We start from the raw sequence: 14,673 nt of genomic DNA, 5'->3' as shown, positions 1-14,673 counted from the left end.
CATATGATGATCACAGGATTTTTATTACATTTTAAACTTATAGGGTTCGTAATTCCAAGCTTAACTTAGCCTCTAGCCGGGATTTCCAAAATACGTCACGTGAAAAATTTCTAGTAAGTCTAAGCTTTCATTTATAAACCCTATATTACCTCCAAAATTCACAAGCAATATTTTTTAATTCATCTTTATTTCTTATTACACTATAGTTTGTTGAATAATGTTTTAAAAGCTTCTTATATTCATTATGGGTAAACCTTTCATCTATAAATAATATTATTCCTCTATCCTCAGCTGTTCTTATAACCCTTCCTGCTGCTTGCAAAACTTTATTCATTCCTGGATACATATATGCATATTCATATCCAGCCCCTACTTTTAAGTTAAAATGTTCCTTGATTATATTTCTTTCAAAACAAATTTTAGGCAAACCAACACCAACTATTACTGCACCTATGAGCTTATCGCCTTTTAGATCAATTCCCTCTGAAAACATCCCTCCAAGCACAACAAATCCAATCGTATTTTTATTAGGAGAATCAAAATTTTTAAGAAATACCTCCCTTTTATTCTCTTCCATATCTATCATCTGAATTATTGCATTAAAAGAGGTATATTTACTTAAAAACTCGTTATATACTTTTTCCATGTACTCATAAGATGGGAAAAAGACTAAATAATTTCCTTTCTTTGCACTTGCAATACAATTTATATAATCAGATATATCTTCATATGTATTTCTCCTGTTTTTATATTTTGTAGAAATTCTGTTTGCAATTATCACACTTCTGTTCTCACCTGGAAATGGTGAAACTGCTTTTATTACATAATCACCTCCTTCTCCTCCAAGCATTTTTTTAAAATAGTTTATTGGAGAAAGTGTTGCGGAGAAAAACACCGAAGATTTACATCTCTTTAGAACATTATTTAAAAGCTTAGATGAATCCACACAAAACAATTTTATCTTTAAATCATCACGGACTCTTTCAACATAAGTTACAAAGTTTTCATCATACATTTCGGATATTTTAATATACTTAATAACATTAAAATAAACTTCAAGAAGTTCCTCATATCCTTGAGTATTTTCATTTTTAGAAAGCCATTCTTCAGATTTACTTATAAAATCCTTCAATAGTGGATAGATGTCACTTACTTGCTGCTGATCTACATAAAATCCTTTATTTCCACACATTTTTTTTAGTTTTACCATAAACAAGTTTATCTTATTTAAAGAACGTGATATTGATGGTTCTATTATTCTCATAGTTTTTTTTAAATCTAAAATCGGTTTTTTATATAACTCAGATGAGAACATTTCTCTAGACCTATCTATTAAATTATGACATTCATCAATCAAAAATACATAATCTTGTTTTTGTTCTTCAAAAAAACCTCTCAAATATGCTGATGGATCAAATACATAATTATAGTCACAAATCACAAAATCAGCCACTGATGTGATTTCTAGTGAAAATTCAAATGGACAAATTTTAAACTTTTTTGCATATTTTACAATTACATTTCTATCTATGATATCCTCATTATCTAAAACCTCAAATAGTGCTTCATTGACTCTGTCAAAATGACCTTTTGCAAATTCACACGCCTCAGGATTACATAAAACTTCTTCATTAAAACATATTTTTTGTTTAGCAGTTATAATTACAGATTTTAGCTTTAATCCTTTATATTTCATCACTTTCAATGTTTCTAAAACAACATTTGATGTTATATTTTTTGCAGTAAGATATAATATTTTTGACACTAGTCCTTCACCCATGGCTTTTATTGATGGAAATACAGTCGAAATTGTTTTTCCAATACCTGTAGGAGCTTGAATAAATACATTCTTAGAACACTTTAGAGTAGTATATACTCCTACAGCAATCTCACGCTGCCCCTGTCTATACTTTTTAAATGGAAATTTTAAAACTTTAATTGATTCATTTCTATCTTCTTTCAATTTTTTAGTATAATTTGCAAAGTAAAAATATTTTTCGAGCAAATCATAAAAAAAGTATTTTAAAGTTTCAAACCTGAATACCTTTTTAAAATATTTTATCTGATCTGTAACTATATTGTAATATGTAAGTTGGACATCTATATCTCTTATTCCATTTTGAATCGAATATATATAAGCATAGCACTTAGCCTGTGCCCAATGAACTTCATTATAATTTTCATCTATATTTTTTAGTGGAATTGTTGTTGTTTTTATTTCATCTATTGTAATTCCATCCTGAAAAATTATTACTCCATCAGCACGTCCCTCAATAAAAAAATTAAAACTTTTATATTCAAATTCATATTTCAAGCTCTGTTCCGATTTATACTCCACATCTTCCATATCATCTTTATATTTTTTTTGCAGTAATCTATGTATTTTAGAGCCTTCAAGTGCCCTATTATTACCAATAAACTTCGAATTTAAATCCCCACCTTTTAAAACAAATTCAACTAATTCACGTACCGATAATTTTATTTGATCATTATTTTTCATATTTTTATCCTCAATTTTTTTCATATTTAGCAAATTCCCTCTTGATTAAATTTTAATATAATTTATTATTAAAGTATAAGTACTTACCATATTTATGTAACTTATATACAATTATACCATGTTTTTATAGAAAAATAGCCTTTAAAAGGTTAATAATTCTTTAATATATACGATAATATAATTATGTATATAATTGGTATTATCTAGTATATATTAAATTACTGTAATTAATTTATTTTTGGGGGGGAAAATATTAAAATGAACAGATCAAAACAAATGATTTTTGCATTCTTCATATCAACAGCAATCATGAGTAGTAGAAATTTATTACATACTAATCATGTACTAGCTGATGGTATTTTACCTAATATACAAAGTAATGCCTATAATGGCAATAATATTTTCACTAAATGCGGATATAAGGGTCAATGTACCTGGTTTACATATGGAAGAGTTTTAGAGAAACTTTCGATAGCACTTCCATCAGAATTCTATGGCAATGCCGTAGACTGGTGGTATGCTAATGCAAGAGACAAGGTGTACTCATATGGATATGAGCCACAAGCTAATTCAATAGTTGTTTGGGGTGGAGGAAACTTAGGATACGGGCATGTTGGCTTTGTTGAAAAAGTAGAAGGTGATACTGTATATTTAAACGAAGGAAATTTTAATGTAAGAGGGTCATATGACGGAAATGTAAAAACATTATCCAAAGAGGCTATGAAGACAAGAGGCAATTTATATTTAAAAGGATATATATACTTGTCTCAGAATAGTTCAACTTCATCTGATAATACACAAAATACAGATTCATCCAGTGGACAAGCAGTTATAAAAACCGGTACTGTAAATACATCCAGTTCATATTTAAATGTAAGAAATAATGCGTCCACATCTTCAAGCGTTATTGGTTCCCTCGCTAAAGGTACAAGCATTAGTATATTTTCGGAATCAAATGGATGGTACAAAATAAAATATAATTCATCTTACGGATATGTAAGTTCCACATATATAGCTTCTGGAACAGAAAGTCAAAATACCACATCATCCACCGACACTGTTGAAGCTGGTGCAATAAGTATGACAGGCAGTGGCACTGTAAATGTATCAAATTCCGGTTCATACTTAAACGTAAGAAGCAGTGCATCTACATCTTCAAATGTTATTGGTTCTCTTGCCAAAGGCGCAAGTGTTAATATAGTTGAAAAATGTGGTGATTGGTATAAAATTAACTATAGTTCATCTTATGGATATGTAAGTTCAAAATATATAAACTTAGGTTCGTCTTCAAGTACCAGCACTCAAAATACATCCACCTCTAATAACACTGGTTTCGTAAACATTAGGGATCATTCATCGTATTTAAATTTAAGGAGTACTCCTTCTGGAACTATAGCAGGCTCCTTACCTTATGGTGCAGAGGTTCAAATACTTAGTACAAACAGTGGTTGGTACAAAATAAATTATAACGGTAAAACAGGCTATGTTTCCGCAGCCTATATAAAATTATCATCTAACTCTGCCAAGGTATCTCAAACTACTGCTGCACAAAATTCTTCAACTTCCGCCTCAGATTTAACTGCATCAACTAACACTGTATCAGTTAAATCTGAGCAAAATCCTTTAAAGGATACAATAAAATCAGTTAAATTAAGTGATCCATCTGCAACTTTAAATTTAAGGAATAGCCCATGGACTGGTAAGATACTAACTGAAATTCCAAATGGGGCCAAAGTTGAAGTAATATCTACAAGTGGCCGCTGGTATAAAGTAAAATATGATTCTTATATTGGTTACATTCACTGCGATTATATAGATATAAATCCAGGCTCAAACAGTGCCAATGTTTTAGATGCTAATTCAGAATCTAATTCAAATAAAGCCGATAACTCAAGTACAAATGTAAGCAATACCTCTTATAATGATGTAGTTACCATGAACTATATAAATATAAACCAGAGCAAACTAAAGCAATTTTTAGAACAAAGTAATTCATTACTAGCAGATGACAGCTACTTTTCAGTCGTGATCTCAGCCGCAAGCCAGTACAACTTAAATCCACTTATACTTTTTGCTATTGCCGGTTCAGAACAGGGATTTGTACCTAACAATACATCCAGCGCGTATAAAATTATAAATAATCCCTATAATGTATATGGCAGCTGGCAATCGTACAACACAAATATAAGTGATTCATCTGCTATAGCCGCCAGAACTGTTTTAAATCTCTCGAAGGGTATGCCTCAAGGGACAAATTTATTTTCATATATAGGCCCCAAATATGCCTCAGACAGTAATTGGGGAAGTAAAACTTACAGTATATTTAAGCAGTTAAGCTCAATTGCACAATCATAGTCTGCAGTTTAACTTATACCCCGGGAGATGCTGCCAAAGGTTAAATTAACCTTTAAATTACAAACACTATGTATGGTTAATGTATGAAAGCTTAAGTTATACGTAAGCTGACATTTCCAAAATGTAGGCACATTAAAAAATTTTTTAGTAAGTCTTAGCGAAGTATTTTTGAAAATCTTAGTAGATTTTATATGTTTGAGCCTGCGAGTTTATAAAATCTGCTTAGATTTTTATAAATACGAACTTAGACTTACTAGAAATTTTTTAGGTGACGAATTTTGGGAATGTCAGCTGGAGTAAAATTTAAGCTTTCATTTATAAACCCTATAAATTATCATTGTGCAAATACACCAATCAATATTATTAAAAATATAAATACTATAGTTATTATTATACTTTCTTTTCTTCCAAAATTCATAGTCCATCCAACTCCAAATCTCTTTTCTACAAATATAGCGGGATCATTTTTATTTACATAAATAGTATTTCCAAGTTTCCAATACCTGTCATCATCTACACTTGAAAACTCATAATTAATTTTTTCAGAATTATTTTTTAACTTTATCCTGCTTCCACCCTGACCTGATTTTATACTTAAATATATAGTAAATATTAATATAAAAACTGTTATTAAAATCGTAATAATAAAAGTATAACTCGAATTTACCTTAACCACATTAAATATTGATAAATTTCCAAAAGTAAAAAGCAGATCAAGAACTACACTACTTATAATTATATACTTGGACCAAACGTGTCTAAACATTTTATCCTTCTTTTGTGATTCCTCAGGACTTGAAGGGTTTATTTGTTGCTTTGACCAGGCTATTATTTTATACGTAAAAAACATTATCACTGTCATAAAAATTTCTGTTATAGGCATAAGCCATATAACTTTATATGACTTGTTCATCCATCCATTAGGATTACCATAAAAATCAAAATGAATTGGTACTTTTGACGGGAGACTGCCATAATATTTAAACCCGATTACTATATTGAATACTATTATAATCAAACATATTAAAAACCATTTAGATGATACAAGTACCTCATTTCTTCTATTTTTAGAAAAATCGGTATTTATCATGACAACTTCCCTCTTGCCCTTAAACCAGGTATTTTTATTTTTAATAAGCTTAACTTCCTTATTACTAAAATAATAGACAATAAATGAAATCAAAATATATAAAAGTACACTTGAAATTTCTATGATATCAATATAATCCGATAATATATATGCAAAGCAAAAATTTAATAATATAAATAATAAAAATACAATAATATTTCTTTTTACATAATTTACAAATACAGATTTCAATTCACTATTTTCAATTTGTTCCTCTGGTATTCTTACTCCAAAAAATATATCTTTTCTTGTAAGCTTGGGCATCAATATTTGTATTATAAAAATCACAAATAGTATAAAACTCATAAGTGCAGCAAATATAAATTGATCACTTTTCATATTTTACACCTCCTAAATATATTTTAAATAATTCATTACATTCTTTTAGAAAATCTTCTTTATCTATTCCTTTGCAGACCGCCTCTGCTATTGTATATTTCATGTCCTGCTTTAAATTTTCAATATAGTCTAAGGAAGGTTTTTTAGAAATATTACTTATTATGGCACCTTTTCTTCTGTCAATAGTTACAAAACCATCCGCCTTAAGTAAATTATATGTCTTGTTTACAGTATGCATATTTACACCTATATCTTCTGCCATATGTCTTACAGATGGTAAACTATCACCTTCTTTTAATTGTCCTGTAGCAATACCATATATTATTTCTCTTTTAAGTTGTATATAAATAGGTGTATCAGATTCGAAATCCAATCTCATCAACATTTTTTTATCATCTCCATATGATATACTTGTTATACATATACTATAACAAGTATATCACAATGTCAATAAAAAAAGCTATGATCTGAGATTTACTTCACTAATATCTTCAAATCATAGCTTTCACTACTTTTTGTCTTTCGTCTTCTTTATTAATACACCATCATCATCAAACATACTTTTCAGATGTTTTTCAGTTGTAAAAACCGTACACATAAGAACAGGAACAAATGCAATTAAAGGAGCCCAAAAACCTTTATTTCCGATTACAGCATATGATATTCTTCCAATTACAAGTAGGATTATACCGGCTATAATGTATTGATTTGACGAATATCTATTTCCTTCATCCCATACGTCCTGATTTTTAGTTGAAAAATCAGTACGGTATCCATACCATGAATTAATTTCTTTTGGTCTTACTATTTTAGGTATAATTCCATACCCTAAGGTCACAAGTCCAAATACAAGTGAATATAACAAACCATATCCTCCCTTCAATATTATATATTATAATACTATAGTTTGTTCAATTTCATTGTAATTTTATCCAATAAATTTTGTTTTTTATTACCATCTTCAGGATACACTGCAAACACAACATTAAGGTCATAATTCTTATATCTGTTTTCAGCCTTCTTAAGAATATTATATTTTTCAATCACATTTTTCTTTAGAAGCATCATTTTATTTTTATCACAATCTGGTAAAACACCGACAAAAGCTGAAAATCCGTATTTTTCAAACAAGCCTAGGTTTTTAAATATTCCTTTTAATTCTTTATACAGAGAATCCAATAAAAAGAAATATTTTTCATTAAAATCTATTTTTTCATTTTTCACTCTAATGGTCTCTATTTTTGTCAAATTCATCATAAAAACAGATAGATTTTTTCTATCTTCTCTTGCTATATCTATTTGTTTTGATAGATACTCTTGAAAATTAAGATAAATTATTTCCTCATAGCCAGATTCAGTCTTCTCATCTCTAATTAGCCTTTTTACTCTATTTGCTAGAATTTTACTGTCAAACGGTTTTAAAATATACTCAGAAGCACCTTCTTTTATACATTTTATGAAGTCATTTCTTGTACTAAGTTTAGTTAGTATCATAATTGGTATTTTATAATCTTTTGCCCTTATCTTCTTTAACACTTCAAAGCCGTCCTCATTGCTGAGACCGATTTCTAAAATTATTAAACCTATCTCATCTCCTTTATCCGAAAGTTGATTAAAAAGGTCATAAGAAGAATATGATTCATATACATCTATATCCTGATCTTTCAATATTAATCTTACCCTGTACCTTATATAGGCCATATCATCCAATACAATAATTTTTTTCATAACATTACCACTTTCATTATACATTTATAGATATCAATTTATTTATAAGCATATTTTAAGATATTCCACCATCTACTCTTATTATTTGACCTGTTATATACTTAGAACTATTTTTGCTTAAAAATAACACAGTATTAGCAATATCGTTTACTGTGCCAAACTTTCCAACAGGTATTTCTTCTTCTAATTCATGTTTTTCATCTTCAGATAACCACTTATTCATATCAGTGTCTATAACACCTGGTGCAACTGCATTTATTCTTATATTTGATGGTGCCAGCTCCTTTGCCAGGGACTTTGTAAATAAATTAATAGCACCCTTAGTTGAAGAATAAATCACTTCACAAGAAGCTCCAATATCTCCCCACATTGAAGATATATTTATTATAGAACCACTTTTCTTAGGAATCATGTACTTAATAGCATTGTGCGAACAATTTATAGTTCCTTTAAGATTTATATCGATCATTTTATTCCAATCAGTTTCATTCATATCAATAAACAATCCGACATTCGAAATACCAGCATTATTAACTAATATATCTATCTTACCAAATTTATCAACAGCTTGTTTTATTAATTTTTCGCTTTCTTTAAAATCACTCACATCCGCCTTAAATATAATTCCATAAGCCCCTATTTCCTTTATACTTTTTAAAGTTTCCTCTGCTGCTTCTTCATTCTCTCTATAATTTACTAAGACTGAAGCCCCATTTTTAGCTAATGCAATAGCTGTGGCTCTGCCTATTCCCCGAGAAGCACCTGTAACTACAGCCACTTTTCCAATCAAATTATCCAATTAAGTTTCCACTCCTTTAGTATAAAATAAGGCAATTTCATTAAATATAATTACATTTTCTATTCTATATTTATAATTATATCACGTAAAAAACAATTTACATACTAATTATAGTCATAAAAATGAACTTTAACCTCATAAATCAAAACACTTTAATTAAATTAACCAGTAATTTATGTTTATTCGATTTATTTTTTTAATTATAAATAATTTGTTAATTACTGTTCTCTGCTACTGAAAAACTTTGAATTATACTATATAATTGTATAAAATACATCATATTATCTTATAAACTATATAGTATAAATCTGAGGAGCTGATCATTTTGAAAAATTTTTTAAATAGAATTTCCTACTATTTTAGAAATAGTTATGGAATAGATAAACTTTCAATTCATCTTTATATTGCCGGATGTATTCTATCGCTTTTTAGATACACAAGTACATTAGGCTTTGTTTTTTTTATATATAGTACATGGAGATGCCTCTCAAAAAATAGATATAAAAGATATAATGAATTACAATCATATGAAAATTTTATAGCACCCATCTCCAATTTTTTTAAAAAACTTACAACTTCTATGAACGAACAAAGATATTATAAAATATTTAAATGCCCAAATTGTTCCCAAAAACTAAGAGTTCCAAAACATAAAGGGAAAATAACAATAACATGTAGTGTATGCGGCACTACATTTAAAAGAAAATCTTAACACTTTTTATATATTATAAACTATACTATAATAAAGATAATAATTCAAAGTAGGTGCTTAAATTGGCTGAGAGAAGAATATTTACTTCAATTTTAAAACTTTCATTCTTAATACTTGTAATAATTTTTCAACTTGTATTCATAGCATTAATCTATGGTACTATTCACAAGTTTTATATATACTATTTTGCACTATTTGAAATTATAAATCTCATATCTGTAATACATTTAAATTATAAAGATAAAAATGCATCTTATAAAATCAGCTGGATACTTTTAATTCTTTTAATACCTGTCATAGGTGTCCTTATTTATATTTTATCTAGAATCGGTATAAACCATAATTTTAGAAGAATTAATAAACTGAAAATGGATAAAAGTGTACTTATCGATGAAAATCAACAAACTCTATCTGATTTGAAGAAAAAAAATAAAGTTAGATATAATGAAACAAGACTTATCAAAAATATTAGTAATTGCATAACATATTCAAATACAAAAGTTGATTACTTTCCATCTGGTGAAGAGATGTATAAAAAACTTATTGTAGAACTAAAAAAAGCTAAAAAATTTATTTTTTTAGAATACTTTATAATCTCAGACGGCCAAATGTGGAATAATATCTTTGAAATCTTAAAGAAAAAGGCCGATAGTGGTGTAGAAGTAAGAATTCTAGTTGATTATATAGGATCTTTATTTGTCTTCCCAAAAAACTTAAAAAAATCTGCCAAAGCTCATAATATAAAACTTAAAATTTTTAATCCATTTAAGATAATGCTAAATTTTATGCTAAATTATAGGGATCATAGAAAAATAACAATAATTGATGGACGAATAGCATTTAATGGTGGCATAAATATAGGGGATGAGTACATAAACCTCTATAAAAAATATGGGTACTGGAAAGATATGTCTATTTGTTTACATGGTCAGGCAGTTTATAGCTTTACAATCATGTTCCTGAAAATGTGGCAGTCAATAATAAAAAAAAGGGAAGATTTTAAAAAATACAAATTTATAGCTGATAATACTGCGAAAAATACTAATAATGGTATTGTTATTCCTTATTACAGTGGCCCAGTTAAACAAGACGAAATTGCTGAAGATATATATATTAATATTATAAATAGTGCTAAAGACTACATTTATATAACTACTCCATACCTAGTAATAGGTCACGAAATCATACTGGCTTTATGCTTAGCTGCAAAAAAGGGTGTTGATGTAAGAATAATAACTCCATCTATACCTGATAAAAAAATCATACAAATTCTTACCAGGTCTCATTATGACAAACTGCTTGAAGCAGGCGTAAAAATATATGAATATACGCCCGGTTTTATTCACGGGAAAGTATTCTTATCAGATAATGAATGTGCAATTGTTGGAACAATAAATATGGATTATAGGAGTCTATTTCTTCATTTTGAATGTGCAACTTACATGTATGGTGTTCCTGCAATAAAAGATATTTATAAGGATCTTATGAATACTATAGAAACATCTAATGAAATACAAGAAAATGTTTGGAAAAATAGGAATCTTATAAAAAAAATCATAGAGTCTATTTTAAGAATGTTTGCTCCCTTAGTATAGGGTTTGTAAATGAAAGCTTACATATAACTTAAGCTTGGAATTTACAAACCCTATATAGATAATTTAAAAGCTGTGAAATCATGAGGTTTATAAATCAACTAATTACATTCATTCTTGCTATTAAAAACATTGTTTTCATACCGAGATTCGTAAACTTTTCTTCATATTCTGTAACTACATTTTTAGTAAATCCACAGTCATGAAGATCATACGTTAAATATTTTATACTAAAATAATTATCTTTAAAATATTCTATAGATTCATCAAAAAGTTCTCTATTATCCGTTTTAAACCAGATCTCTCCGGAAAGTCTTAAAAAATTTTTATACTTGTTTAAAAAACATGTATGAGTAAGTCTTCTATTTTTATGTCTTCTCTTGGGCCATGGATTGCAAAAATTTATGTATATTCTACTAATTTCATTTTTTCCAAAAACATCTTGAATGTTATTTATATTCATGGGAATTATCCTTGCATTTTCAAGTTTAGATTCTTCAAGCTTTCTAAGTGCATATACCAAAACCCCGTCTTTTAAATCAATTCCTATATAGTTTATATCTTTATTATTTACCGCATTAGATGTCAAGAAACCTCCTCTTCCACATCCAAGTTCAAGATAAATATCATTATTGTTTTTAAATTCTTCATGCCACACACCTTTATTTTTAATTGGATCTATAATCGTCAGATGACTAGCTTCCATTTCAGGTCTGGCCCACCATTTCTTTCTAAGTCTCATATTTAGAACATTCTCCTTCACTATTTGGGTTATATCATACTACATCATTAAATTGACTATTTTCATAAACATGCCATATAAAAGTGACGATGGTACTCCGACTATATAATTGGCAAGAGGTGTAGCTACAAAAATTATGAGTATTATAAGCTGATATCTATATAGAGAATCTGAAATTCTAAAGTATATTGACGGAAACAAATCTCTTAAAATATGAAAACCATCTAAACCAGGTATTGGTATGAGATTAAATACAAACAACATACAGTTAATACTCACAATAGAATAAAATATACTCATAATAATGCTATATAATATTGGAACATTCCCAAGTGAAATTGATCCAAATTTAATTATAATTCCAACACATAAAGCCCCTATAAAGGCTAGTATTAAGTTGGCAAAGGGTCCTGCAAAAGAAACCTTCAAATCATCTTTATATCTATTTTTTAATGCATTTGGATTAGTTTCTATAGGCTTAGCCCAACCAAAACCTATAAGTATAATCATTAAAAAACCTATTATATCTACATGCACAAATGGGTTTAGCGTAAGTCTTCCTTGAAACTTAGGAGTTTTATCACCTAATCTATCTGCAACTACAGCATGTGCATATTCATGAACAGTAAGTCCTATAAGTACTGCAGGTACTATAAGTATTTTTTGTAGTAACCAATTGTTCAATAAAAATCATCCCTTCTTAAATGTTTAATTAATTGGAGTCTTTACTAATTTTCCATCACTCACAGATGCAATTCCATTTTCATATATCTGTACAAATGTACCTAGATATTTATATTGTTTCCTATTTTTCATTTCTGTTACAATACCTTTAAAATTATCATTTACATATATATATCCTGAACTATCAACATATATATCGTTTTTATCAACTGAACTATCTAAACTTACAGATGTAAATGTATTTGTATCTTCTTTCATATTACCATAAAATATCTTCGATACATTATTATCTTTATCAGCTTGACCTATATATATGGTGTCATCATCGTCTATTCCTAGAAGTGTTGGATCATCAACACCATTTATATCAATCGGTTGATTCTGATCCGTTGCATATATCCTATGATAAGTTAAATCTTCATATACCAGTTTATCTTCATGTGGTATTATGTTTATTTTACCTATCATATAAGCTTTTGTATCCACCTTTTTCAATTCTTTCATTATATTTATCCAATATACACTGCTTCTTTTTCCACCATTTGCAACTTTAACGTATATAACGTTGGTGAGTGGAGATGCTTGTATATCTGCAACCTCTGACTTTTTATCCGACCAATCTAATTCTTTTACATCCTCTTTTATATCCTTATCAACATCGTAATATGCCAAAGTGAAATTAGATGCAAATTTTGAATTTGATTTTTCCGCTATAAGCATTCTATTTCTATCCGGAAGCCACTTATAGTACGAAATTTCAACATCATCACCAAAATCGACATTCTTTTCATCAGCTGTTTTAGTATCCACTACCTTTAGAGTATCATCATGGTAGTACGCTACAAATTTTCCATCATATGACATTGTTATATTCTCAGCATCATCAGGTATATTAATACTTGCTTCTTGACTCTCATTGGTTTTACTGACTATTTTTTTAGTTTTTACAGGAGACGTATCAGAGGTTAGAAGATACTTATCTGCATAAAAAAATCCAGAAAACTGCAAAATCAATGATATGAGAGCCCACAGTGTAATCCTTTTTAAAACTTTCATATTGAATTCTCCTTCATATACATTTTCAGCTACTATTTAACATAAAAGACTGATGGAACAGATCTTTCACCTAGCGGGTCACATGGATTATTAAGTATTTCTCCTTTATAATACATAGTTGAAGAAGACCCTCCATCCAAATTTGAAGCATTAATAGCATCATATTGCAGCATTATATTTTGTACATCTTTTAATGTAGCTCCCAAGCTGCTTGTTTGTCTTCCATCTATAACCAGAAATAATATTGAGCCATCTTTTCTTTGACCTATTGCTGTTCTTGGAGCTATTCCCCAGCCACCATCTCCTGATTTTATAGTACCCTTACCATCCACAACTAAAGCCGGTGAAAACGATATAGCATCAATAACTCCAAGTGACATCATTTCATTTAGACTATGAGATCCCACTAGCAGTACTCCATTCCTGGTAATTGCAACAACATCTGTCTTAGACTCTGGATTATTAATATCATTATACATAATTTTACCATTACTCATAATTATTCCAACTGGCTTTCCGCCTGTTCCTGTCCACTTACTATCTCCAGATGAACTGTCTATAAATCCTCCTGCATTTATTGCTGCAACTGCTTTATTATCTTTTACTATCTGGCTTGTCATTTCCCCTTCAAGACCTAATTTTTTACTATATCCAACTTTAACTCTTGTAGGATCATGTATAATTAACATATATCCTTTGTATTTCTTCCCATCACTAATTTCTTCTCTCTCTATACTGTCATCATGTTTATTGCTAAATTTTAGCTGCATTATATCACTTTGTTCCAAGTTATCAATACTATTTTCTCCCAAAATTTTATTAATTTCGTCATCTGATAAAAATAACTTAGCTATATACTGGTGGCTTAATGTAGTCATAGCCGCGCCAACTACTGTTTTTTTAACATTTTGAAATGGTCCATAAAATATTAAAAGCGGAGCTGTTACTCCAGTAAATATCAGTTCAAATACCAAAAAAAGTACTATTGTTTTCCAATTTCCAATTTTCTTACTATGCTTGGATTTTCTTTTGTCCAT

The 14,673-nt window shown here is 28.8% G+C and carries 13 protein-coding genes; 3 read left to right on the top strand and 10 right to left on the bottom strand.

The annotated features are described in order from the left end of the window. Positions 1–145 precede the first annotated feature (145 nt). Positions 146–2,500 (bottom strand): ATP-dependent DNA helicase, encoded by a 2,355-nt coding sequence (locus D4Z93_RS04960; protein ID WP_119974233.1) that lies wholly within the window; start codon positions 2,498–2,500, stop codon positions 146–148. 258 nt (positions 2,501–2,758) lie between these two features. Here D4Z93_RS04960 and D4Z93_RS04955 point away from each other — a divergent pair, with 258 nt between their 5' ends. Then, positions 2,759–4,855, top strand: a complete 2,097-nt coding sequence (locus D4Z93_RS04955; protein ID WP_119970914.1) for an SH3 domain-containing protein — start codon at positions 2,759–2,761, stop codon at positions 4,853–4,855. Positions 4,856–5,189: 334 nt separating this feature from the next. Here the strand turns inward: D4Z93_RS04955 and D4Z93_RS04950 are convergent, their stop codons facing one another. The 5 genes from D4Z93_RS04950 to ymfI all read right to left on the bottom strand — a co-directional run bounded on the left by D4Z93_RS04950 (position 5,190) and on the right by ymfI (position 8,850). After that, positions 5,190–6,323 carry a DUF1648 domain-containing protein gene (locus D4Z93_RS04950; protein ID WP_119970912.1) on the bottom strand — a complete coding sequence of 378 codons (1,134 nt, stop codon included), beginning with the start codon at positions 6,321–6,323 and terminating at the stop codon, positions 5,190–5,192. Continuing rightward, complete coding sequence (locus D4Z93_RS04945) at positions 6,313–6,708, bottom strand: GntR family transcriptional regulator (RefSeq protein WP_119970910.1); 396 nt, start codon at positions 6,706–6,708, stop codon at positions 6,313–6,315. Before D4Z93_RS04945 ends, D4Z93_RS04950 begins: the two co-directional genes overlap by 11 nt. Positions 6,709–6,831: 123 nt before the next feature. After that, entirely contained in the window at positions 6,832–7,188 is a 357-nt protein-coding gene (locus D4Z93_RS04940) for an SdpI family protein (protein ID WP_162920257.1), read from the bottom strand. Between the two features lie 35 nt (positions 7,189–7,223). Next, positions 7,224–8,051 (bottom strand): response regulator transcription factor, encoded by an 828-nt coding sequence (locus tag D4Z93_RS04935; protein ID WP_119970907.1) that lies wholly within the window; start codon positions 8,049–8,051, stop codon positions 7,224–7,226. Between the two features lie 55 nt (positions 8,052–8,106). After that, positions 8,107–8,850: an elongation factor P 5-aminopentanone reductase gene (gene ymfI / locus D4Z93_RS04930; RefSeq protein ID WP_119970905.1), complete on the bottom strand. Its 744-nt coding sequence runs from the start codon at positions 8,848–8,850 to the stop codon at positions 8,107–8,109. A 325-nt stretch (positions 8,851–9,175) separates the two neighbouring features. Here ymfI and D4Z93_RS04925 point away from each other — a divergent pair, with 325 nt between their 5' ends. Together D4Z93_RS04925 and cls are read left to right on the top strand one after the other, a co-directional pair. Next, complete coding sequence (locus D4Z93_RS04925; protein WP_199798412.1) at positions 9,176–9,562, top strand: hypothetical protein; 387 nt, start codon at positions 9,176–9,178, stop codon at positions 9,560–9,562. Positions 9,563–9,624: 62 nt separating this feature from the next. Beyond that, positions 9,625–11,157: a cardiolipin synthase gene (cls, locus tag D4Z93_RS04920; protein WP_119970903.1), complete on the top strand. Its 1,533-nt coding sequence runs from the start codon at positions 9,625–9,627 to the stop codon at positions 11,155–11,157. A 94-nt stretch (positions 11,158–11,251) separates the two neighbouring features. Here cls and trmB read toward each other — a convergent pair whose 3' ends face one another. Genes trmB through D4Z93_RS04900 form a run of 4 tightly spaced genes read right to left on the bottom strand, consistent with a single transcriptional unit; the run spans position 11,252 to position 14,673 of the window. Continuing rightward, positions 11,252–11,896: a tRNA (guanosine(46)-N7)-methyltransferase TrmB gene (gene trmB / locus D4Z93_RS04915; protein ID WP_119970901.1), complete on the bottom strand. Its 645-nt coding sequence runs from the start codon at positions 11,894–11,896 to the stop codon at positions 11,252–11,254. A 39-nt stretch (positions 11,897–11,935) separates the two neighbouring features. Next, complete coding sequence (locus D4Z93_RS04910; RefSeq protein ID WP_119970899.1) at positions 11,936–12,580, bottom strand: site-2 protease family protein; 645 nt, start codon at positions 12,578–12,580, stop codon at positions 11,936–11,938. A 24-nt stretch (positions 12,581–12,604) separates the two neighbouring features. Beyond that, positions 12,605–13,636, bottom strand: coding sequence for an NHL repeat-containing protein (locus D4Z93_RS04905; RefSeq protein ID WP_119970897.1), 1,032 nt, complete (start codon positions 13,634–13,636; stop codon positions 12,605–12,607). Positions 13,637–13,668: 32 nt separating this feature from the next. Further along, positions 13,669–14,673 carry a phosphodiester glycosidase family protein gene (locus D4Z93_RS04900; RefSeq protein WP_119970895.1) on the bottom strand — a complete coding sequence of 335 codons (1,005 nt, stop codon included), beginning with the start codon at positions 14,671–14,673 and terminating at the stop codon, positions 13,669–13,671.

Origin of the sequence: Clostridium fermenticellae (genome assembly GCF_003600355.1) — a bacterium.
GTDB classification, from domain to species: Bacteria; Bacillota; Clostridia; order Clostridiales; family Clostridiaceae; genus Clostridium_AV; species Clostridium_AV fermenticellae.
Note: the sequence above shows the minus strand (reverse complement) of the source record. Positions and strands in the feature narration are given on the sequence as shown.